This is a genomic window from Paenibacillus physcomitrellae, assembly GCF_002240225.1.
GTDB lineage: Bacteria > Bacillota > Bacilli > Paenibacillales > Paenibacillaceae > Fontibacillus > Fontibacillus physcomitrellae.
In genome coordinates, this window is sequence record NZ_CP022584.1 from 1,488,243 (window position 1) to 1,509,993 (window position 21,751).

The window sequence follows — 21,751 nt, forward strand, 5'->3', positions numbered from 1 at the left end:
ATTATTGATTGGCGTTCGCCATTTTGCGATGTTTTTCGGCACGTTCGCGTTCGCTCTTGTTCAAAATCTTCTTGCGCAGGCGAACGGATTTCGGCGTAATTTCGCAATATTCGTCGTCGTTCAGATATTCCAGCGCTTGCTCCAGCGAAAGCAGACGAGGAGTCTTCATTTTGACAGTGTCGTCCTTCGTTGCGGAACGGACGTTAGTCAATTGTTTCTCTTTACAGATATTAACAACGATGTCGTTATCACGAGTATGCTCGCCGACAATCATACCTTCGTAGATCTCGGCGCCCGGTTCTACGAACAGGATACCGCGGTCTTCGATGGACAAGATGCCGTAAAGCGTCGATACGCCGTTTTCACTGGAAACCAGAACGCCTTCATGACGGCCGCCAACCTGGCCGGTTACAAGCGGTCCATAACTGTCGAACGCGTGGTTCATAACCCCGTAACCGCGGGTCAACGTCAGGAAGTGTGTGCTGTACCCAATCAAACCGCGTGCCGGAATCAGGAATTCCAGGCGGACCTGGCCAGTGCCGTTGTTGATCATGTTCACCATTTCGGCTTTGCGGTAACCCAGGCTCTCCATAACGGCGCCCATGTTTTCTTCAGGAACGTCGATCATCAAACGTTCGATCGGCTCCATTTTCTTGCCGTCGATTTCTTTAATGATAACTTCAGGTTTGGAAACCTGAACTTCGTAACCTTCGCGGCGCATATTTTCGATCAGAATACCGAGGTGAAGCTCGCCGCGGCCGGAAACGATAAAGGCATCAGGGCTGTCCGTTTCGTCAACGCGAAGGCTGACGTCGGTCTCAAGCTCTTTAAACAGACGCTCACGCAGCTTACGGGACGTTACCCACTTGCCTTCACGTCCTGCAAAAGGACTGTTGTTGACAAGGAACGTCATCTGCAGCGTAGGCTCGTCGATCTTCAGAACCGGCAGCGCTTCAGGGTTAGCCGGATCGGCAATCGTTTCCCCGATGTTGATGTCCTTAATACCGGCGATAGCGATGATGTCACCTGCACCCGCTTCTTCGATATCTACACGGCGCAGGCCTTGGAAACCAAACAGCTTCTCGATGCGGGCGGATTTCTTACTGCCGTCACGCTGGATAACCGTAACCGGTTGTCCGGAACGGATAATACCACGGTTTACCCGACCGATTGCAATACGGCCCAGATATTCGTTATAGTCCATCAGGGTAACGAGGAACTGCAGCGGCTCGTCTACCTTCTCTTTTGGAGATGGGATATTTTCGATAATGGTTTCGTACAGAGCCTGCATGTTGTCGTCCTGTTTCTCAGGATCAAGGCTCGACGTACCGTTAAGGGCGGAAGCATATACAACAGGGAATTCCAGCTGCTCGTCCGAAGCTTCAAGTTCGATGAACAGGTCAAGCACTTCGTCGATCACTTCAGCAGGACGAGCTGCCGGACGGTCGATTTTGTTCACAACCACAATAGGAGTCAGGTTGGATTCCAGTGCTTTGCGCAAAACGAATTTTGTCTGCGGCATGCAGCCTTCATATGCGTCAACGACGAGCAGAACGCCGTCAACCATCTTCATAATCCGTTCGACCTCGCCGCCAAAGTCGGCGTGTCCCGGTGTATCTACAATATTGATCAGATTATCTTTGTAATTGATAGCTGTATTTTTAGCCAGAATCGTGATTCCGCGTTCCCGTTCCAAATCGTTGGAGTCCATGGCGCGCTCCTGAACGGCCTCGTTCTCCCGGAATGTGCCGGATTGCTGGAGCAGTTTGTCAACCAGCGTAGTTTTGCCGTGGTCTACGTGGGCAATAATCGCAATGTTGCGAATTTGATCTCTTGATTGCATGATTTATCTCCATTTCCTCTCTGTGTTCTCTATTCATCAAAATAAGCGCCGGAACACAAAAAGGGCCGACGCTACACATATCCATTTCATTATACGCAAATTTCAGTAAATTTCAAGGTATTTACTTAAGATTACCATTTGGAACGGCTTCGGCCTCGAAAGGCAATCAGCCACACCCCTGCTACAATCAGAATAAATGCCAGCAGGTAAATAATTGAGAAGGCAAACAAAGTTAATCCGAACAGCAGCACTGAAACAGCCAGAAGCACTATAGCCAGAAGGAAAATCCCCGGCGGCCGCGGCGTGCTGGCCGCATCAAACAAGAACAGACCGAGGGCAATTCCAAAAATGAATCCCGGCCACAAATAATGAAGAGTTCCGTAACCGAACAGTGTGGCAATTAGAAACACAACGCCGTAAACAATCAACGCTCCCCCCGGAACAAGTGCAACCGAGGGAATACGTCTGCCCGCATACAGGATATGAAGAACAATGCCCAAAGCAAGCAGGAGCAAAGGCCAGAATACCGTTCCGATGAACGAAAAGACCCCCCATTTGCCGAGTAAAATGATGAGTCCGGCAGCCAGAATCAGTACCCCTGTCGTCAGTTTATTCTGATCGGACATTTGATCACACACCTTTCACGGTTGACATCAGCAGGACAAGTACCTACAATTTACGACAGTCCCTTTAAATCTTATATTAAATGAAATTTCCGAAAAAAACCACTCACGCAAGTGGAATCCAACCAAGAAAACTTGCTGAAAAATATTTTCGGTAGAAAAAGCTTTTTATCTGAAGCATTACCGAATAATCACAAAAATATATGTCCCCACGTTAGAATCGTCGTTTTCGTTTGCGCTAGCAGAGCAAACAGCCCCGCCTCAAGTCAGGCGGGGCTTACCAGCCGCAGGCTGCGGTATCAAGCGCTGCGAAAATATTTTTGCCTCATTAAGCCTATGATAACAATGGCCGCGCTAAGCGCACCTGGCAGCCAGTGAACCGCTTCGGGAACAAGGCTCTTCAGAAGGCCGCCGAGCTTCGGATCATGCAGCAGCATTTTTCCGGCGGTATAGGCAAGTATGGCTGCACCAGCGTACACAAGCACAGGAAAGCGGCGCAGCAGGTCCGCTATAAGATTGCTGCCCCAAACGACAATCGGGATGCCAATGGCGATGCCGATGACCAAAATGGCCACGTCGCCCTGTGCTACCGCCGCTATAGCCAGTACATTGTCGAGGCTCATAATGAGATCGGCGAACAGAATCGTCCGGATCGATTTCCACAGGGTTGCCGCGCTTTCGACGCGGGTCTCATCCTCCTGCTGAGTCAGGAGCTTATACGCAATGAATGCAAGCAGGATGCCGCCGCAGGCCTGGATGAAAGGAATTTGCAGCAGCAGCAGCGCCACCCAGGTCAGCAGACAGCGCAGCAATACGGCCCCGATGGCCCCCCACCAAACTGCTTTTTTCCGTTGTGAAAGGGGCAGATTTTTACTGGCCATAGCGATCACGACGGCGTTATCACCGCTCAGCACCAGATTGATCATTAGAATTTGCAGTAGCAGCAGTATGGATTCCACACAACATTCCCCCCATACCAGATTTATGATCCTTGGGACAAAGGTATGCAGGCCGTTTGCGAAACAGGGAATCCGGGTAAAAAAGATGAATCCTTCTGCCTTGTTTACACGTATACCCTTAGATGGAAGGGTACTCGGATCTTACTAGATTATTATCGAATCGTACTATTATTGAATCTTACTTAGGAAGTGACATCCATGGATTGGTTGAGCGCAAGTTTTTTTCTCACCCTTATTAACATTATCTTTATTGATCTAATCCTTGCCGGCGATAACGCTATTGTAGTAGGGATGGCGGCCAAACGATTGCCTGCTTCTATTCAGAAAAAAGCGATTTTCTACGGGACAGGAGGCGCCGTTCTGCTGCGTATTCTTGCTACCCTTGTGGTCGTATGGCTCCTTAAAGTGCCTTGGCTGCTTGCGGTCGGCGGCATCCTGCTGATTTATATCGCCTATAAAGTGCTGGCAGACGATGACAAGGAAGAACACGTTGATGCCAAAGATTCCTTGTGGGCCGCTGTAAGAACGATTATTATCGCTGACGCCGCCATGGGACTTGATAATGTAATCGCTGTGGCCGGCGCTTCAAACCAGCATATGGTGCTTGTTGTGATCGGTCTTATGATCAGCGTGCCAATCGTCGTATGGGGAAGTACTATCTTTATCAAGCTGCTCACCTTGTTTCCATGGATCGCTTATTTGGGGGCCGGAGTACTCGCTTATACGGCTTCTCATATGATTACAGAAGAACCGAGACTCGTTCCGTTCCTTGAGGACAAGCCCGTATTGCGGTACGGCTTTATCGTTGTGGTTGTGCTGGCTGTTCTCTACGCGGGATATATGTCCAAACGACGCAGCCGTGAACAGAAGAAAGCAAAACGGGAATCCCATCCGGCAACCCGGTAACAGAGTTGGATTAGCAGAAATGGATCTATTGAAAAAGCAAGAAGGCCGTCCGAAAGGACGGCCTTCTTGCTTTTTGCATGCTTTGTACGTGCTTGTGCATGCTTTATCATGCTTTGTACAGGCTTGTGTATACTCTGTGCATGCTTTGAAAACGTTCAAGCAGCACCAGCATACTTATTTGTGCGTACACCCCGCTTAAAACCAATCTCCGCGAATACCCTGCTCCTGCACCGGTTTCTCCAAATCATGGCGCGGAAAGTCCGGTGAACCTGTCATCTCGTCCTCCTGATAATGGATTTGACTATTCGGTCTCAAGACCATGGTAACGGTGTTCTGTACGGCCTTCTCCAGCATGTCGTCAAGCCCTTCCAGACTGCGCTCCACATTCTCGACAACCCGAAGATTGGGTTTGATTGCCGGGGATTTAGGAACAAACAAGGTGCAGCAGTCTTCGTACGGCAGAATAGACAAATCATAAGTGCCGATTTGCTGGGATAAGTCGATAATCTCCTGCTTGTCCATCGTGACCAAAGGACGCAGCAGCGGGAGCTCCGTAACACGGCCAATCACGTTCATGCTCGCCAGCGTCTGACTTGCCACCTGTCCAAGGCTGTCTCCGGTTACCAAAGCAAGCGCGTCGTTTGCTTCGGCCAATTTAGTGGCGATCCTCAGCATGGCCCGGCGCATTAACGTAATCATCAGATTATCTTGTCCGGCACCCGCTAAAGAGGTCTGAATATCGGTGAAGGGAACGAGATGAATTTTAACCCGCCCGCTATACTGCGACAGCACCTTCGCCAGCTCAATAACCTTTTCTTCCGCCTTCCGGCTTGTAAAAGGATAACTGTGGAAATGCACGCATTCCACTTCAAGTCCGCGCCGCATCGCCGACCAGCCCGCAACCGGGCTGTCTATGCCGCCTGAAAGCAGCAGCATGGCCTTACCGTTTGTCCCCAGCGGGAACCCTCCGGCACCGGGAAGAACCTGGCAATACAGCAGGGCCCGGTCGTCGCGCACCTCCACGCGCAGATCCAGCTCAGGATTCTTAACATCTACTTTCAAGCAAGGGAACGCAGCCAGCAAAGGTTCACTGATGATTCTATTGAGATCATGTGAGGAATGAGGGAATGCCTTCCACACCCGCCGTCCGCTCACTTTAAAAGTCGTATCTTTCTCAATTGACAAGCTGCCAAGAAACTCCCGGGCCTTCTCCTGAATCTGTTCCAGTTCGGGAGTGCAGACCACCACCGGGATAATCGCCGTAATGCCAAACACCTTGCTAAGAGGTTTGAGCAGCTCATCGGCAGGCTCCCCGCCCAGATCAATATAAATCCGGCCATAATCCTTGGTAATTTGCGCTTTAGGGAAACCGTTCAACAGTCTCTTAACATGATTCAGCACAACTTGTTCAAACCTTGCCCGGTTTCTGCCTTTCAGCATAATTTCCCCGAGTCTCAGCATTAACATATCGACATTCATAATCGTTATTTTAATCCACCTTTCAATCCACTAAGCCGCTTTACGGCTTTGGTTAAAGCTTCAATCAGCAAGTCGGCATCTTCAGCCGTATGCTCGTCACCCAGGCTGATCCGTATGCCGCTCTGAGCCACCTCCATGGACTTCCCCATGGCCAGCAGCACCCGGCTGGGTTCGCTTGTCTTCGACGAGCAGGCGGACTTGGTTGAAACCTCCAGCCCATCTTCTTCTAAACAATGCAGCACGACCTCAGGTTTCATACCGGGATATGAAAAATGAAGAATATGCGGCGCTCCATCCGCCGGCGAATTCAGCACAAGTTCGGGCAGCGAAGCCATGCCTTCAACAAGCCGCTGCCGCACATTCCGCCAGCCGCGGATATTTTCCCCTTCTTTCTCCTTAGCCAGTCTCAGTGCCTTAGCCATGCCGACCAAAGCAGGCACATTCTCCGTTCCGGAACGCACTCCGCCTTCCTGGCCTCCTCCTGACAACAGCGGAAACAGTTGAACGCCTTTGCGGACATACAACAGCCCGGCACCTTTCGGTCCGCGTATTTTATGCGCCGACAAGCTGTATAGGTCAATTCCGCTGTCCTTAATCTGGAGAGGGACCTTGCCAAATCCCTGTACGCCATCCACATGGAATAAGACACGGGGATGTTTCTGTTTCAATTCACGCCCAATTTCCGCAACAGGCTGGATGCTGCCAGTTTCATTGTTAACATGCATAATGGAGACCAGCACCGTATCCTTGCGAACAGCCTGCATCACCGCTTCTATATCCACAGTTCCGTCTGTCTGAACAGGAACAAAAGTAACTTCAAAACCCAAACCTTCCAGCTGGCGAAAAGACTCATAAACCGAAGGATGCTCCACCATGGATGTAATCAGATGTTTCCCCCGGGTTCTATACTGCAGAGCAGCTCCTTTAATCGCCATATTATTGCTTTCGGTTGCCCCGGATGTAAATACAATTTCGGATGGCTCCACACCAAGCGCCTGCGCGCAAACTTCCCTTGCTCGATGAAGCAGCTTAAACCCGGATTCACCCGAAGCATGCAGAGAGGAAGGATTGCCGTAATGGGCCTGCATCACTTCAGCAATCGTTCGGATGACCTCCGGATGAGGAGGGGTGGATGCTGCATGATCAAAATATTTCATAATAATTCTCCCCCTATCCCTACAGTGTCTTGTACAGCAGCAACTTCTATCATACCTGAAACAGGTCTCAAAAAAAACAAAAAACGGAGCTCACCGGCCTTTCAGCCGATTGCTCCGCTCTATCAGAAGTATGTCTTTATCCAGGTTCAAAGCTTGGAATTAGGCATATTTCGCCATAGCTGTTTCGATTTTACCAATATAATTCTGTGTTTCAACCGGCAGCTGGTGAAGCTTGTCCATCAATTCGGCATCACTGTTGACGCCTAAACCGTTCACTTTGCCCGGACCGGCATTATAGGCAGCCAGCGCCATCTTGATTTCTCCACCGTAGCGCTTTAACTGATAAGACAAATATCGGACGCCTCCGTCGATATTCTGGGCCGGATCAAACGGATTGCTCACACCAAGTCCTTGGGCTGTGCCGTCCATCAGCTGCATAAGACCTTTAGCTCCTGCAGAAGACTCCACATTAGGTTTGAAGGAAGATTCCGTATCAATGACAGCTTTGATCAGGGCTTCCGGTACGCCGTATTTCTGACTTGCTGCCGAAATCAGGCCATCATAAGCCGTAGAGTTGCCGCTTCCTTCAATGGAAGCCAAACTATTAATATTGCCGTCGTTCCCGACAGCGGCAGCAAGGTTGGAGTCGCCGTCTGTAATCGCCTGGCTTATCATTTGATACCACAGCTGACTGTTCCCGGAATCGAGATTAACGGCGCCTGCAGTGGGGGACATATTAGACGTATTAAGCGATGCATTCAACAGAGAAGATGCCGAATCGGTACTCCCCCCGTCAGCCATCAGCTGCTGCAGCATTTCATTAAAAAGAGAATCCGTATCGCCATTTTGGGCTCCTTGAAGCGTTGTTCCCGTCAAGTCGATACTATTCATCATTTGATATTCAATTAACTGTTTGACAACACGAGGATCGATTTGCATAGCTAACCCCTTTATTCTAAGCAATTTCAACAAAATGCTACTAAATTCATCCTATCTTCAACTCAATTTTACACGCTCTCCTTTACTTGTACCAGCCTTTTTGTCTGAAATAGGAAAAAAGACCGATCGCGAAGATCGGTCTTTGTCAGATGAATAACCCAAATTCCTAGAAAAACTCTAATGCCTAATGCCATACAGAGACATTTAGCAAGCTACCTTACAAATGGCATCAATACAAAGTAGCTCAATGTCGCCAGAAGTCCAAGAGCAAGACCCCAAGCTCCAACTCTGCGCTTGCCCTGGCTATAAGCATAATAACCAAGAACAGCCGCTATTGGACCTAATACGATAGTCCACATAAATAAGGCTAATACGCCAAGGACAATCCCTGCCACCCCGGCAATCTGTCCAGCTCCGGTATCGCTATCTTCTTGATCCCGGGCTTGTTCGCGTGGTTGATTCACATTTGCTTCCCTGTTATGGGTGCTGGTTTGCAGCTTACGTTCACGAACCGCCGCAAATTCAGCCGCGTATTCCTCATTATTCAGGGATCTGCGCGGATAATCAATTCTTGTCCCCTGATCCCCTGTATGATCAGGATTTACCCTTGGTCTCAGTCTGTGGTCGTCGTCTCTGCCGTAACCCACAGGAACCACCTCCTCTTTGTTTAGCGTGATTACTTTTGTTTCGGTTTGAAAGTGTGACAACAGGTTGCTGCAGAGTTGTTGGCATAATCCTGATGTTCGGTGTCAAAACTTTCCCCGGCAAATTCCTCGTTATAATGGGCTGAGGCGTGTTTATCAATATCAATCATAATAAGATCGGCTTTGCACACGTTCTGGTCTCCCCAGTAGGTGCAGTTTGAAACGCTGCATTTTACGATTGGTTTATCGCCATTAGGCATGTTTATCACCTCGCAAACATTATTGCCGAAACATAAGGCACGTATGCTGTTCAAAGATTGGATAAACAGTAAACCGCCCACTTCGTATTGGGACTGTACGGGGCGATCAAGAGACGACGATTAGTTGATCTATGCCGACCCAAAGTTAGTTCCAAATTAAAAAAGGATGCCCTGAATGGCATCCTTGTCATTTTTTAAGATTCAGTTACCAAGCATAGCTTCTCAGCAGCCGGTTTTCTGCATACGCAATTGGGTTAAATAGTCACTTTCGTAATAAGTCAAATCGTCGCGCAGTTCCTCAAAAATGCGGGTGATATCCAAAATAACAGCACGGGCTGCGGTTGCCGGCTTCCGGCGGAAACGGATCGCATCCTGACCTGTATAAGCATACCGGCCATCCTCCGCATAGCTTTCGCTTTTTGGGTAGAAGAAAAGGTTCACGCAATCATGATAAACATGGTACAGCGCCTTCTCTCCCGATTCTTTGTCGAAACTGGCCCGGCGCAGGAGTACACCCAGTTTCTCGTAATTCGCCTCCGTAAATACAAGCAGATGACGAAGATCGCTCAAGAAACCTTTGTAGAAACGTACCGATTCTTCATCCTGCTCCTCCGCCAACTGGGGCAGCGAATACTGGTTCAGAAATGTTTCGATTCTTTCTGCGGCTGTTTTGAGTTTGTTTCTAGCGGATTCACATAGATCTCGGGTATTCGCTTCATGCATAGTGTCAGTTCTCCTTCCGTTCTGTCAAGGCAAAAGATCACAATTCAGTTTATGAATTGATCTGCTGGCTTTATTCTACCATAAATTGTTTGCCAAAGGTATCCCGACTTGTCCGGGCAAAAGCCCTTAATCCAGTAATTCCTAATGGCATTTCCGGCCTGTACCGGAATAAAAAAAACGTTCTGATCCCACGATATTGATAAATGATAACAGATAACCGATTTCAAAATATTATCTTATAAGAAGGTGCTTAATAGTGACGATGAAAAAATGGACTTTGCTTAGCCTATCTGCCGCCGTAGCGTCCGCTTTGGTTCTGCCTGGCTGCGCGTCCGGCCCCGCTCAAAATTCACAAAAGGCGCAGCAAGTTCAGGAACAGTCCAGACCGGAAAGTGAACATCGCCTGAAGCAAAAAATGCTTATGCAGGATATTAATGCGACCGACAAGCTGACCCGCAGGGACGCCCGCATGCATCTACAGGACCTGTCCGCCCGTTATGTTCAGAACCCCAAGGCAGCCAGCCGTTATGCTGCAGATCTGACCCAAACGCATCCTCATCTGCTCGCCGTGCTTCCTTATGGGGATTTTAACGGAGCTGCGGAAGTCCGGAGCCCATCCTTTAAACCTTCAGCGGACAAAAATAAAGAGCTGACCTCCTATATCCGCTTTGCCAAAAGCTCACTGCTTCGAGGGAAAAGTTATGCCTCACCGGCTTTTCCTCAAAGTAGTCCCAAATATTTTGTCACGGCGGTTCCAAGCACCGGCGACAGCAAGCAGCGGCGCGGCGTCATTGGTGTGTTCAGCAGCGGCATTTTGGAGAAAGTCGAGAACCACCAGCGGAAAAATCTGCGCTTGATTCCGTATCCAAGAGAAGGAAAATACAGCGTCGAATCCGTACACCCCGACACGCTTAGAGATATTACCGTCAAAACCGGCAGCGACAACGAAAATGCCAGTCATTTTTACGAAAATGAAGTCGTCGTTACCTTCAAAACCACACCAACGAAAAACGACCTGCAGCGGATTGAACAAGAGATTGACGGCTGCAAGCCGTCCAAGGTGCTGAGAAACACTTATATCTTTCATGCCGATAACAAATCGATGAAAGAGCTTGACGCTTATTTCCGTAAAAATTGGGATCCGAAGTATGTGGAGCCCCACTATTTATATTTAACCAATGAAACAACGGGTCTGGACGAAAGAACCGAAATTCCTAACGATGTTTTATTTTCGGAATATCAGTGGAATCTTCCAATCACCAGCACCAATCAAGGCTGGAAGCTGTCCAAAGGAACCAACGATGTTATCGTCGCAGTTGTAGATACCGGTGTTGACCTCGATCACCCGGATCTGGCCGGCCGCACCTTGCCTGGCTACAACGTTATTAATCCAGATGAAAAACCGATGGATGATGTCGGACACGGTACTCACGTAGCCGGCATTATAGCCGCTAATGTCAATAACCGTGAAGGCATCGCCGGTATGACGTGGAACACCAAAATTCTGCCGGTCAAAGCGCTGGACAGCAGCGGGTCAGGCACCACTTACTCTGTTGCCCAGGGAATTATTTGGGCCACAGATCATGGCGCGAAGGTAATTAACTTAAGCCTTGGCAACTATGCCGAAGCCCAGTTTCTGCACGATGCGATCCAATACGCTTTCGATCATGATGTGGTAGTGATCGCCGCCACAGGGAATGACAATACGGAACGCCCGGGATATCCTGCAGCTTATCAGGAGGTGCTGTCCGTTTCAGCTACCGACTCCAGCCAGAAACGGGCTTCTTTCTCCAACTTCGGGGATTATATCGACGTGATGGCACCGGGCGAAAGCATCGCCAGCACCTATCCCGGCAACCAATATGCAGCCTTGTCTGGTACTTCCATGGCCAGTCCGCATGTGGCGGCGTTAGCCGCCTTGATCCGCTCTGAGAATCCTCAGCTCAAGAATACCGAGGTGATGGATATTATCCGCCACACAACGGAAGATCTGGGGACGCCGGGACGGGACAAATATTACGGCTTCGGCCAAATTAATGTGTTATCCGCACTTCAGGCGGCCGGAAGCGGGAACGCTAATGAGAACGCTAATGGAAATGTCCAAAATCCGGGTCCCGTGCAGCTGTGGCCGCAGCAGATGGAGGAGGAGCTTTACCGTCTGCTGAAACGGCTGAATTCCCGCTCTTGATCGTTCAGGCAGAAACGAAACAAAACAACAGTTCAATTCGGAACAACAATACAATTCAGACAAACCAAACAGCAAAACAACGGACAAAACAACAGCAAGCCAAACAGACCAACAGAAAACCAAAATACAAACAAAACCCCTGTTCAATCCTTGGCCTTCAGGCCTTGGAATCAGACAGGGGTTTTCCCATTAAGTAAGACGCGTATCATTCAATTAAGATTGTTGCAGTGACGGAAGTTTTCCATAAGCCGGGTTCTGTACTCATTGTGGTGATAACGGGAACTACCCTCCCACATGAAGTGACAATCATCTATCTAGGCCGTTTATTGCTAAACGGCTCCAGCGACCAACCTAGACGCGCCTCGGGCAAAGGCTGCTTTCCTTGCGGAAAGCTGCGTCCCATTAGGTCTTGCTCCAGATGGGGTTTACCAGGAACGAAGTCACCAGCGTTCCTCGGGGTCTCTTACACCTCGGTTCCATCCTTGCCTGTGCCGCACACGCAAGCGCGGCCATCGGCGGTCCATTTCTGTGGCACTATCCTTCGGCTCGCGCCGACTGGACGTTATCCAGCATCCTGCCCTGTGGAGCCCGGACTTTCCTCCCGCAGCTTGATGGCTGCCGGCGATTGTCTGTCAAACTTCCAAACAACATCGTATAGTATACCGAAATTTAATATAGAGCACAAGCCCAAAAAGACGGAAATACTGGCAATTGTTAACGAATCACAAAAACCTCGGTATTCACTTCAGAAGCCGACACTTTCGTCTCGCTGCGCTGTTCGGCCAGTTTGGCGCTCAGCCAATCCGCTACTTTTCTCTTCATGATCTTCTCAGCATTGTGACCGGGGTCTATGAAAGCGATCCCCGCCGCTAAAGCATCCTGAGCGGTGTGGTAATCCACATCCCCGGTCACCAGCACATCAGCGCCGCGGAACTGGGCACTGCGCCAGTACTTGCCGCCGGAGCCGCCGATGACGGCGGCTTTGCGGATTTTTTTCTCCATATCGCCCACGACCCGGACAAAAGGAACCTCCAGCTCCCGCTTCACCAGCTCAGCGTATTCGCCAAGTGTTGTTGGCTTTTTGAGTTTGCCAACCCGCCCAAGACCAAAGGTGCGTCCTTTCAGATCCACCGGGTACAGATCATAAGCCACTTCCTCGTAAGGGTGGTTCTTGAGCATGGCTTGAATAACCTTGCTGCGCAGGCTGGCCGGCACAATCGTTTCAATGCGGATTTCTTCGGCGCGCTCCAGCTTGCCAGGCTGGCCGATAAACGGTTCGGTGCCTTCACCCGGCAGAAAAGTGCCGTACCCTTCAATATTAAAGCTGCAGTGGCTGTAGTTGCCGATATGGCCGGCTCCTGCGTTTAATACGGCGTCCAGCACCTTCTGATGATGTTCCTTAGGTACAAACACCACAAGCTTAAACAGCTTGTCCGTGTGCACGTCCTCCATCGAATCGGAGCTTTCAATGCCCAGCGCTTCCGCCATCCAGTCGTTCATGCCTCCCTCAGTCACATCCAGGTTGGTATGACTGATATAGACGGCAATATCGTGTTTGATCAGCTTCTCATACAGCCGTCCGGCAGGCGTGTCTGTCTGCAATTGAGCCAGCGGCCGGAAGATGATCGCATGATGGGCAATAATCAAATCTGCGCCGATCCGGATCGCTTCGTCGACAACCTCCTGGTTGACGTCGAGAGCGACCAGCACCTGTCTGATCTCTTTCTGCAAGGTGCCAAGCTGCAGCCCGATCTTGTCGCCTTCCATCGCTACATGTTTGGGAGCAAGCTGCTCCATAAGCTGAATTACAGTCTGACCTTTCGCAAACATGCGAGTACCTCCTTTAACTGACTCATTTGCAGATCAAGCTCTGCTTCCTTCTGCCGGGCGCTCTCCTGATCGGATTTCCCCATCTGCTTCCTGATTTTGGCCAGCTTGTCCAGTTCAGACTCCCATTTCTCAAAAAAGACATCCGCCGGATGCTGAGATAGCATCGGCCCCATCCAAATCAGCCACTCCCGCGTCAAATTCAGCCCGCCGGGAAGCTCACGTTCCTGATAAAGCATATCATTCAAGGCAGCCGCCTCATTCCGCCGGTCTGCCACCAGAATTTCATAGATTTTTCCGTCTTCCTCTAAAATTTCTTCGGCTGTCAGCACCCAGTCCCGCTCCAGCAGCCAGCGGCGCACCATATCTTCGCCCACATTCGGCTGCAGGATTAACCGCTGAACGCCGGAGAGCTTGTCCTCGCCTTCGCTTAGGATCGTAGCGATGAGCGCTCCGCCCATACCCGCGATGGTTACGGTATTCACTTCACCAGGCTGCACGACGGCGAGGCCGTTGCCTTTGCGCACCGATATTTTAGCCGTAAGTCCAGCTGACTCTACCTGGCGCCCGGCCGCTTCAAACGGGCCGTCATTAACTTCTCCGGCCACCGCACTGACGGCACGGCCGGACAGAACGGCAGCGACCGGCAGCAGCGCATGGTCAGAGCCGATGTCGGCGAATTTGCAGCCCTGCGGCAAATAATCTGCTATTTTTTGCAATCTTGCTGATAATTTCATGAAGCCACCCACGTTATCCATTTTTTTCGGAACATAAACAATATTATAAAGGCAAGAGCCAATTTCGCCAAACCAAGCCAAACCAGAACCCCTGGGGCCTCATGCCTGAGCAGATAGGCATCCACTTCCGGCATAAACCAGACGGTTGCTGCCGCGCCGAAATAAACCGATGATACATCCTTACGTTTAAAATGCACCAGCCAGCTTAACCAGCACAAAACGATACACAGCGGCAGCCAGAGCAGCTGCAGAATTTGCCACGATTCATGAGGATGCCAATACCGGAACAGGAAGGCATACAGCAGGATCCCGCAAGCCAGTCCGCAATAGTGCACAAATGACAGACGTAAGAAAAAGCCGGCCAACGCCCAGACGATTGCGCAGGTGCCAATCAAGGCTGCCCTGGACAGCTCATCCTCCCATCCCTGGAGACGAAGCATCCAGATGCCGAAGCCGAGCAGCAGGAGATTGCCCGTTAAAGCAGCAAGATAAGCGTTCCATTTACTGCGCGGCCTTACCAGCGTGGCAACGGTATACAGTAAGCAAGTTAGCAGCAGCGCCGACGCCATTTGCAATGGCCAGGGAAAACGGCTAAAATAAAATCCAATAAAGAAAATGAATGCAGAAATTCCAAATCCAAGAAACCATATCCAAGGATTTCCTTGCCGGATAGAAGTGACGGAGATAAAGCTCTTCCGGGGCGGTCTGGCTTCGTCCATGTACAGGTTCTCAAGAAAATCACAGTATTGCTCGGGCAGCAAACGACCGTTTCTCCAATGATTGATTTCGTTTAAAATGATTTCCTTTTTGTCGGCATTTATGGACACGCGTTTCACCTCTTTCCAGTTCTAAAAAAAAGACCTTGCTGCATACTGCAGAAGGTCCAGGGTGCCTATAGCTTATTCAAGAAAATCCTTCAACCGTTTGCTGCGGCTTGGATGGCGAAGCTTCCGCAGAGCTTTGGCTTCGATCTGACGGATACGCTCCCGGGTAACGCCAAATACTTTACCTACTTCCTCCAGCGTCCGTGTACGTCCATCATCCAGACCGAAGCGCAGCCGGAGTACGTTCTCCTCGCGCTCGGTGAGGGTATCGAGCACGTCTTCGAGCTGCTCTTTCAAGAGTTCATAGGCTGCAGCGTCCGCAGGGGCAAGCGCCTCCTGATCCTCGATGAAGTCTCCTAAATGCGAATCGTCTTCTTCCCCGATCGGTGTCTCCAGAGACACAGGCTTCTGGGCAATTTTCATGATTTCGCGCACCTTCTCAACGCTTAACTCCATTTCGGCCGCGATTTCTTCAGGTGCCGGTTCACGGCCAAGCTCCTGAAGCAGCTGTCTGGATACCCGGATCAGCTTGTTAATCGTTTCAACCATATGCACAGGAATCCGAATGGTTCTCGCCTGGTCGGCGATGGCCCGGGTAATGGCCTGTCTAATCCACCATGTCGCATAGGTACTAAATTTAAAGCCCTTGGAATAGTCAAACTTCTCAACCGCTTTAATAAGTCCCATATTGCCTTCCTGAATCAAATCCAGGAATAACATGCCTCTGCCCACATAACGTTTGGCAATACTGACCACCAACCTGAGATTGGCTTCCGCCAGCCGCCGTTTCGCTTCCTCGTCGCCGTTCTCAATCCGCTGAGCCAGTTCGATCTCTTCATTGGCAGACAATAGAGGAACCCGGCCGATTTCCTTCAAATACATCCGTACAGGGTCATTAATTTTGATCCCTGGCGGCAAACTCAAGTCATCATCAAAATTAAAATCGTCCTGATCGTTATTATCCTCGTCGTCGTTCTGGCGTCTCGCCAATTCCTCGTCGCTGACGTTGGTCACATCAATGCCGTTATCGTTCAACTGTTCAAAAAACTCATCCATCTGCTCGGGATCCTGTTCAAACGGAGAAAGCTTCTCCATGATTTCCTTATATGTCAGAGAGGACCGCTTCTTGCCCAGTTCCATGAGCTGGTCTTTCACCTGCTCAAGGGTCAATTCCGTTTCTAGTTCAGTATGCTGTTCGTTCGTCATATCGGGGCTCCCTCCTCCCTAGAAACTGTGCATCAATCACTTGTGTCTACTGTCTTTCTAGGGCTATAATCTCACTTGCAATTTGTGCCGCGGTTAGAAAATCGCCGGCTTTCTCCGCTGCAATCATTTCTTCTCTCTTGCGATCAATATTGCTCTTTACGGGAACTTTGCGGATTTCCCTGATGCAGTCGTCCAGCTCCTGATTGGACCACTCCCCCGGCGTGTCCATCATCGCAATGGAACTGACCGTCTTCTCCAGCTTCTCATCCTGGAGAGAAGACATAAACCGACTGGCGTCAGGACTTTTCCCTTGGGCGTAATAAGCATATAGATAAGCGGCAATCGCCGCGTGTTCCTTAATGTTAAATTGATCTCCAAGACGATCATGGACATAGTTCGCCACTTCTTCGTCCTGCAGCATAAATGATAACAGCCGCCGTTCCGCCACATGATAGGCCGGCAGCAGCACCGGAGCTTCGGGCTGCCTATTTTTATGCCTACCATTATTCCACCAATTGGCGTTATTATCCCCATCGTTTTGGTTTTTTTGAAGTTCCTGCCGATACTGATTGCATTCCTGCTTCAGGCTCTCAAACGACACCTGCAGATCAGTGGATAACTCCTTCAAATAAATTTCCCGTTCCGTTGGTGAAGGCAGTGGCGCAACCACTTCCATAGCTTCTTTAATGTAGGCCACTTTTCCTGCTTCTTCTAGCAGTATATGGTTTTTCCTCAAATATAGTAGCTTAAATTTAACCGCTGAAACCGCGCCCTCCACAATCTGATGAAGGAAACGTTCTCCCCCGTATTTCCGGATATATTCATCCGGATCCAGGCCTTCGCCGATCATGGCAATCCGTACCTTGAAGCCGGCTCCTTCCAAAATCGGGATGCTCTTCATCGCAGCTGCTTGTCCGGCATTATCCCCGTCATAGCAGACCAAAGCTTCATCCGCGAGTGATTTCAGAATCGCCGCATGGCTTTCCGTCAACGCCGTGCCCATAGTGGCTACCGTGTTATGCACACCGGCGTCCCAGGCACTGATCACATCGCCAAAACCTTCAAAGATCACGACCTGGCGTTTCTTGCGGATTTCATTCTTGGATTGGTGCAGATTGTAAAGGGTCCGGCTCTTGCTGAACAGCTTGCTCTCCGGTGAGTTCAAATACTTCGGCTGCCCATCCCCCATGATACGCCCGGCGAATGCAATCACTTTGCCGCTCCGGTTATGGATTGGAAAGATCACCCTGTCCCTGAAGCGGTCGACAAAACCGGATCCGTCATTCTTCGCCGACAGCAATCCGCCTTTCTCCATGGCCGCAAGATCAAAGGAACGTTTCTCCAGAAATTGAAGGAGCGTATCCCAGCGGGCCGGCGCATAACCGATCCCGAACTGATCGATCAGCCGTTCATGAATGCCGCGGTTCTTCAAATAGTCCATTGCACTTTGGCCATATTCCGTATTTTTAAGCAGAAAGTGATAGAATTTGCCCGACCATTCGTTCGCCTGAAGCAGCGCTTCAAGCTCCGGATTCTGCGGAGCAGCAGCCGAAGTTCCCGCATCCTGAAAAGGAATATGGGCTTCCTCCGCCATCGTCTTCACCGCTTCCGGAAAGGTCAGGCCTTCAATTTCCATTCTGAATTTAATAGCATTACCGCCTGCGCCGCATCCGTAGCAATGGAATATCTGACGGTCCGGCGTCACGGTGAAAGACGGGGTTTTCTCGGAATGAAACGGACAAAGCCCCTTCATGTACTTCCCTTGTTTCGTGAGATGAACATGCTTGCTAACGGTATCCACGATATCATGGTGTCGCAAAACAGCTTCAATGACTTCTTCCGGGATATTTCGTCCGGTACTCATCTATACCACCTTCATCTCTTTTACACAGTATACTAATTCGCTAAGAACATCCGATCTCCTGCCGGCCTTCTAAAAGTTTTGTCAGCTTTTGCTGAAAACGCACCCGATCTTCCGCCGTAAAAGGACGGGGCCCCTTGGAATGCCGTCCCCCTCTGCGCGCTTTAGCCTGAACATGGCGCCGCTCCAGCAGATAGTCGATGTTGCCGGCATCGTAGGTTTCGCCCCTTGGAGACAGAACATCGCAGCACTTGGCAATCGCCAGTGCTGCGAGTCCGTAATCCTGTGTAATTACAATATCGCCGGAGGCGATATGGTTAGCGATAAACATATCGGCGCTTTGAGAGCTCCGGTCAACTCTGGCCACCCTCACTCCCTCACTTTCCTGAAGGAGATGGTCAAAGGAGGCCACCATAAGAACAGGGACCGAAAAAGCTCGGGCTGTCTGCGCAATTTCCTGTTTCACCGGACAAGAATCTCCGTCAACCACGATATTCATGTTTCGGCCCCCTATATATCCATCTTAACGTCCTAGCAGCTAACGTCTGTAGTATTCCACACTGCTAATGGGACAACTCTTTAAGCCCAAACAAGTTTGCTGAAATCCGCAAATGCTTTCAGATCTCCGTCAATCGCGGCAAGCAGGGCAAGCCGGTTATTCCGGATCTGCTCATCTTCCGCCATAACCATGACGCTGTCAAAGAAAGTGGTGATTGGTGCCTTTAATCCGCTGAGCGTATCAAGCGCCTGCTGGGCTTCTTTGTGCTCAAGCGCCTGCTGGTAACCGCCCGAAACCGATTGCCAAGCCTCGTAAAGTGCTTGTTCGGAAGACTCCGTGAGCAGATCCGATCTGACTTTTTCCGCAGAGACGGCTTTGGCTGCCAGATTGCTGACCCGGTTAAAGGACTCGACCGTCGTCTTGAAATCCTCTTGCCCGTTTACAGCAGCGGCGAGCGCATTCCCGCGCTTCACCACGGAAACCACGTCGTCATAGCCTGCAGCAATGACTGCATCAACGATGTCGTAACGAAGGTCATCCGACAATATCTTCTTCACCCGCAGACTGAAAAACTCACTCATATCCTGCGAAATTTGCGAAGCCGGACGTTTCAGTCCGCGCAGCTCTTCATGCGCTTCGATTCCCAAAGCAAAGATGTCGCTGAGGTTAATCTCAAGCTTATGCTCAAGCACGATCTGCACAATGCCTTGAGCCTGGCGTCTCAAGCCGTACGGGTCCTGAGAGCCTGTAGGGATAATACCGATGGAGAAGCAGCCAACCATCGTATCGATTTTGTCTGCGATGCTGACGATAGCCCCTGCCAGCGAAGCTGGCACGTTGTCTCCGGCAAAACGAGGCTGATAATGCTCGAACACTACGTCTGCCACTGCTTGCGGTTCGCCTGCTTTGCGGGCGTAATCCTGCCCCATAACCCCCTGCAGCTCAGGGAATTCATAAACCATTTGCGTAACCAGGTCGAACTTGCAGATTTCAGCGCCGCGGCTCGCTGTTTCGCGTACGCTGCTGTCCACGTTCAGCTTGGCAGCCAGGCTGTCGGCGATCCGGCGGATGCGGCGCACTTTATCGCCAATCGTTCCGAGCTCTTCGTGGAACACGATCGTTTCCAGCTTGGAGAGCGCGTCTTTGATCGCCAGCTTCTGGTCTTCCTCATAGAAGAACTTGGCGTCGGACAGACGGGCGCGGAGTACTTTTTCATTCCCTTTGGAGATGACATCCAGCGATTCAGCGTTACCGTTACGCACCGTAACGAAGAACGGAAGCAGCGAACCTTGGTCGTCCAGCACCGGGAAATAACGCTGATGCTCACGCATTGACGTAATCAATACTTCCTGCGGGATGTTGAGGAACGATTCCTCAAATGTGCCAACCAGCACCGTAGGCGTTTCTACAAGGAACAGCACCTCTTCCAGCAGATCTTCTTTGACTGCGATGTTCCAGCCTTTTTCAGCGGCAAGCTTCTTGATCTGGTCGACAATCAGCTTCTGACGTTCTTCCGTATCCGCAATGACATGCTGCTTGCGAAGCACATCCAGGTAAGTTGCTGGATCCGTAATAACAGCTTCGCTGCCGAGGAAGCGGTGACCGCGGGTCACATTGCTGGACTCTACGCCTGCAATGGATACCGGCACGATGTCCTGGCCAAACAAGGCCACCAGCCATTTGATTGGACGGACAAATTTGAAATCATAGCTGGCCCAGCGCATGTTTTTCGGGAAAGTCATCGAAGTCAGAATCCCAAGCAGACCTTCTGGCAGTACATCGGCCGTGTAAACGCCTTTGGTATTTTTTGTAACATAGATATATTCAACTCCGCCAAGCTCACGGAACGTAAACTGTTCAGGCTCAACGCCCTGGCTGCGGGCAAAACCAAGCGCCGCTTTGCTCCAGTTGCCGTTCTCATCCAAAGCGATCTTGCGGGAAGGGCCTTTTACTTCCTCTTCGACGTCCTCTTGTTTCTCCGCTACCTCTTTAACCAATACGGCCAAACGGCGGGGCGTGGCATAAGCCTCTACTGCTCCGTGCTGAATGCCGGAAGCATCCAGCCATTTCACCGTGCGGTCCTTGAGTTGGTCCATCGCCGCCCGGATAAAGCGGGCCGGTGTTTCTTCTAATCCGATTTCAAACAGCAGATCCTTAGGCATGGTCTACTCCTCCTTTAAGCAGCGGGAATCCGAGCTTCTCGCGTTCTTCCAGGTAAGTTGCGGCAACCTGTCTCGCCAGATTGCGGACCCGGGTAATGTACCCGGTTCTTTCCGTTACGCTGATCGCGCCGCGCGCGTCCAGCAGGTTAAACGTATGCGAGCATTTCAGGACATAATCGTAGGCCGGGAACACGAGGTGTTCGCTCATCGCGCGATTCGCTTCCTGCTCATACATGTTGAATAAAGTGAACAGCATTTTGACGTCGGATACTTCAAACGTATATTTGGAATGCTCGACTTCCGGATGATGGAACACGTCGCCGTAGCTGATGCCTTCCACCCACTCCAGATCAAACACGTTTTCTTTCTCCTGGATGTAGGAAGCAAGACGTTCCATACCGTAAGTAATTTCAACCGCTACCGGATTGGTTTCAATGCCGCCCACCTGCTGGAAGTAAGTAAACTGCGTGATCTCCATACCGTCGAGCCAAACCTCCCAGCCCAGGCCTGCGCAGCCGAGGGAAGGGTTCTCCCAGTTGTCTTCAACGAAACGGATGTCGTGTTTAAGCGGATCAACGCCCAAAGCCTTCAGGCTGTCCAGGTAAAGCTCCTGGATGTTGTCCGGCGATGGCTTGATGATTACCTGAAACTGGTGATGCTGATAAAGACGGTTCGGGTTCTCCCCGTAACGGCCGTCCGAAGGGCGGCGGGAAGGTTCGACGTAAGCGACTTTCCAAGGCTCGGGACCGAGCGACCGCAGGAAGGTCATCGGGTTCATTGTGCCTGCTCCTTTTTCCGTATCATACGGCTGTACGAGAATACAGTTCTGTTCGGCCCAGAACTTCTGCAGCGTCAAAATCATTTGCTGAAAATTCATACCAACACTCCTTACCAGAATTTTTATGGTTCCCCAA

The 21,751-nt window shown here is 50.5% G+C and carries 19 protein-coding genes and 1 other RNA gene; 2 read left to right on the forward strand and 18 right to left on the reverse strand.

The features are described from left to right. Position 1: 1 nt before the first annotated feature. The 3 genes from typA to CBE73_RS06860 all read right to left on the reverse strand — a co-directional run bounded on the left by typA (position 2) and on the right by CBE73_RS06860 (position 3,425). Positions 2–1,843, reverse strand: coding sequence for a translational GTPase TypA (typA, locus tag CBE73_RS06850; protein ID WP_094093597.1), 1,842 nt, complete (start codon positions 1,841–1,843; stop codon positions 2–4). A 131-nt stretch (positions 1,844–1,974) separates the two neighbouring features. Further along, entirely contained in the window at positions 1,975–2,469 is a 495-nt protein-coding gene (locus CBE73_RS06855; protein WP_094093598.1) for a hypothetical protein, read from the reverse strand. 296 nt (positions 2,470–2,765) lie between these two features. Continuing rightward, positions 2,766–3,425 carry a TerC family protein gene (locus tag CBE73_RS06860; RefSeq protein ID WP_094093599.1) on the reverse strand — a complete coding sequence of 220 codons (660 nt, stop codon included), beginning with the start codon at positions 3,423–3,425 and terminating at the stop codon, positions 2,766–2,768. Between the two features lie 198 nt (positions 3,426–3,623). On the opposite strand from CBE73_RS06860, the gene CBE73_RS06865 reads away from it, so the two are divergent. Further along, positions 3,624–4,331 (forward strand): TerC family protein, encoded by a 708-nt coding sequence (locus CBE73_RS06865; protein WP_094093600.1) that lies wholly within the window; start codon positions 3,624–3,626, stop codon positions 4,329–4,331. A 195-nt stretch (positions 4,332–4,526) separates the two neighbouring features. On the opposite strand, the gene thiI is transcribed toward CBE73_RS06865, so the two are convergent. The 6 genes from thiI to CBE73_RS06895 form a co-directional block, all read right to left on the reverse strand. Continuing rightward, complete coding sequence (thiI, locus tag CBE73_RS06870; protein ID WP_094093601.1) at positions 4,527–5,810, reverse strand: tRNA uracil 4-sulfurtransferase ThiI; 1,284 nt, start codon at positions 5,808–5,810, stop codon at positions 4,527–4,529. Between the two features lie 5 nt (positions 5,811–5,815). Then, positions 5,816–6,967, reverse strand: coding sequence for a cysteine desulfurase family protein (locus tag CBE73_RS06875; RefSeq protein WP_094093602.1), 1,152 nt, complete (start codon positions 6,965–6,967; stop codon positions 5,816–5,818). A 159-nt stretch (positions 6,968–7,126) separates the two neighbouring features. Then, the gene (locus CBE73_RS06880) at positions 7,127–7,906 is read right to left on the reverse strand and encodes a lytic transglycosylase domain-containing protein (protein WP_094093603.1); all 780 of its coding nucleotides are present in this window, start codon (positions 7,904–7,906) and stop codon (positions 7,127–7,129) included. Positions 7,907–8,118: 212 nt separating this feature from the next. Further along, positions 8,119–8,553, reverse strand: a complete 435-nt coding sequence (locus tag CBE73_RS06885; protein WP_229752474.1) for a DUF4190 domain-containing protein — start codon at positions 8,551–8,553, stop codon at positions 8,119–8,121. 29 nt (positions 8,554–8,582) lie between these two features. Beyond that, positions 8,583–8,810 carry a DUF1540 domain-containing protein gene (locus CBE73_RS06890; RefSeq protein WP_094093604.1) on the reverse strand — a complete coding sequence of 76 codons (228 nt, stop codon included), beginning with the start codon at positions 8,808–8,810 and terminating at the stop codon, positions 8,583–8,585. A 222-nt stretch (positions 8,811–9,032) separates the two neighbouring features. Then, positions 9,033–9,533 carry a DUF3907 family protein gene (locus CBE73_RS06895; RefSeq protein ID WP_094093605.1) on the reverse strand — a complete coding sequence of 167 codons (501 nt, stop codon included), beginning with the start codon at positions 9,531–9,533 and terminating at the stop codon, positions 9,033–9,035. Positions 9,534–9,795: 262 nt separating this feature from the next. Here CBE73_RS06895 and CBE73_RS06900 point away from each other — a divergent pair, with 262 nt between their 5' ends. Further along, the gene (locus CBE73_RS06900; RefSeq protein ID WP_094096178.1) at positions 9,796–11,721 is read left to right on the forward strand and encodes a S8 family peptidase; all 1,926 of its coding nucleotides are present in this window, start codon (positions 9,796–9,798) and stop codon (positions 11,719–11,721) included. Between the two features lie 229 nt (positions 11,722–11,950). On the opposite strand, the gene rnpB is transcribed toward CBE73_RS06900, so the two are convergent. The 9 genes from rnpB to glyQ all read right to left on the reverse strand — a co-directional run bounded on the left by rnpB (position 11,951) and on the right by glyQ (position 21,714). After that, positions 11,951–12,362, reverse strand: an RNA gene (gene rnpB / locus CBE73_RS06910) — RNase P RNA component class A. 73 nt (positions 12,363–12,435) lie between these two features. Next, positions 12,436–13,551, reverse strand: a complete 1,116-nt coding sequence (locus tag CBE73_RS06915; protein ID WP_094093607.1) for a Nif3-like dinuclear metal center hexameric protein — start codon at positions 13,549–13,551, stop codon at positions 12,436–12,438. Continuing rightward, entirely contained in the window at positions 13,527–14,285 is a 759-nt protein-coding gene (locus CBE73_RS06920; RefSeq protein WP_094093608.1) for a tRNA (adenine(22)-N(1))-methyltransferase, read from the reverse strand. Before CBE73_RS06920 ends, CBE73_RS06915 begins: the two co-directional genes overlap by 25 nt. After that, positions 14,282–15,121: a hypothetical protein gene (locus CBE73_RS06925; RefSeq protein WP_174704676.1), complete on the reverse strand. Its 840-nt coding sequence runs from the start codon at positions 15,119–15,121 to the stop codon at positions 14,282–14,284. The genes CBE73_RS06920 and CBE73_RS06925 overlap by 4 nt, the downstream gene beginning before the upstream one ends. 63 nt (positions 15,122–15,184) lie before the next feature. After that, complete coding sequence (rpoD, locus tag CBE73_RS06930) at positions 15,185–16,315, reverse strand: RNA polymerase sigma factor RpoD (RefSeq protein ID WP_094093610.1); 1,131 nt, start codon at positions 16,313–16,315, stop codon at positions 15,185–15,187. A gap of 46 nt (positions 16,316–16,361) precedes the next feature. Then, positions 16,362–18,179: a DNA primase gene (gene dnaG / locus CBE73_RS06935; RefSeq protein ID WP_094093611.1), complete on the reverse strand. Its 1,818-nt coding sequence runs from the start codon at positions 18,177–18,179 to the stop codon at positions 16,362–16,364. Positions 18,180–18,219: 40 nt separating this feature from the next. Continuing rightward, positions 18,220–18,675 carry a YaiI/YqxD family protein gene (locus CBE73_RS06940; RefSeq protein ID WP_094093612.1) on the reverse strand — a complete coding sequence of 152 codons (456 nt, stop codon included), beginning with the start codon at positions 18,673–18,675 and terminating at the stop codon, positions 18,220–18,222. Positions 18,676–18,755: 80 nt separating this feature from the next. Then, entirely contained in the window at positions 18,756–20,837 is a 2,082-nt protein-coding gene (gene glyS / locus CBE73_RS06945) for a glycine--tRNA ligase subunit beta (RefSeq protein ID WP_094093613.1), read from the reverse strand. Next, a complete protein-coding gene (glyQ, locus tag CBE73_RS06950; protein ID WP_094093614.1) occupies positions 20,830–21,714 on the reverse strand; it encodes a glycine--tRNA ligase subunit alpha in 885 nt (294 codons plus the stop codon). The genes glyS and glyQ overlap by 8 nt, the downstream gene beginning before the upstream one ends. Positions 21,715–21,751 lie beyond the last annotated feature (37 nt).

Coding starts and splice junctions, on each gene's coding strand:
- typA (WP_094093597.1), bottom strand. CDS start 1,843: ATGCAATCAAGAGATCAAATTCGCAACATTGCGATTATTGCCCACGTA.
- CBE73_RS06855 (WP_094093598.1), bottom strand. CDS start 2,469: ATGTCCGATCAGAATAAACTGACGACAGGGGTACTGATTCTGGCTGCC.
- CBE73_RS06865 (WP_094093600.1), top strand. CDS start 3,624: ATGGATTGGTTGAGCGCAAGTTTTTTTCTCACCCTTATTAACATTATC.
- thiI (WP_094093601.1), bottom strand. CDS start 5,810: ATGAATGTCGATATGTTAATGCTGAGACTCGGGGAAATTATGCTGAAA.
- CBE73_RS06875 (WP_094093602.1), bottom strand. CDS start 6,967: ATGAAATATTTTGATCATGCAGCATCCACCCCTCCTCATCCGGAGGTC.
- CBE73_RS06880 (WP_094093603.1), bottom strand. CDS start 7,906: ATGCAAATCGATCCTCGTGTTGTCAAACAGTTAATTGAATATCAAATG.
- CBE73_RS06890 (WP_094093604.1), bottom strand. CDS start 8,810: ATGCCTAATGGCGATAAACCAATCGTAAAATGCAGCGTTTCAAACTGC.
- CBE73_RS06895 (WP_094093605.1), bottom strand. CDS start 9,533: ATGCATGAAGCGAATACCCGAGATCTATGTGAATCCGCTAGAAACAAA.
- CBE73_RS06900 (WP_094096178.1), top strand. CDS start 9,796: ATGAAAAAATGGACTTTGCTTAGCCTATCTGCCGCCGTAGCGTCCGCT.
- CBE73_RS06915 (WP_094093607.1), bottom strand. CDS start 13,551: ATGTTTGCGAAAGGTCAGACTGTAATTCAGCTTATGGAGCAGCTTGCT.
- CBE73_RS06920 (WP_094093608.1), bottom strand. CDS start 14,285: ATGAAATTATCAGCAAGATTGCAAAAAATAGCAGATTATTTGCCGCAG.
- rpoD (WP_094093610.1), bottom strand. CDS start 16,315: ATGACGAACGAACAGCATACTGAACTAGAAACGGAATTGACCCTTGAG.
- dnaG (WP_094093611.1), bottom strand. CDS start 18,179: ATGAGTACCGGACGAAATATCCCGGAAGAAGTCATTGAAGCTGTTTTG.
- CBE73_RS06940 (WP_094093612.1), bottom strand. CDS start 18,675: ATGAATATCGTGGTTGACGGAGATTCTTGTCCGGTGAAACAGGAAATT.
- glyS (WP_094093613.1), bottom strand. CDS start 20,837: ATGCCTAAGGATCTGCTGTTTGAAATCGGATTAGAAGAAACACCGGCC.
- glyQ (WP_094093614.1), bottom strand. CDS start 21,714: ATGAATTTTCAGCAAATGATTTTGACGCTGCAGAAGTTCTGGGCCGAA.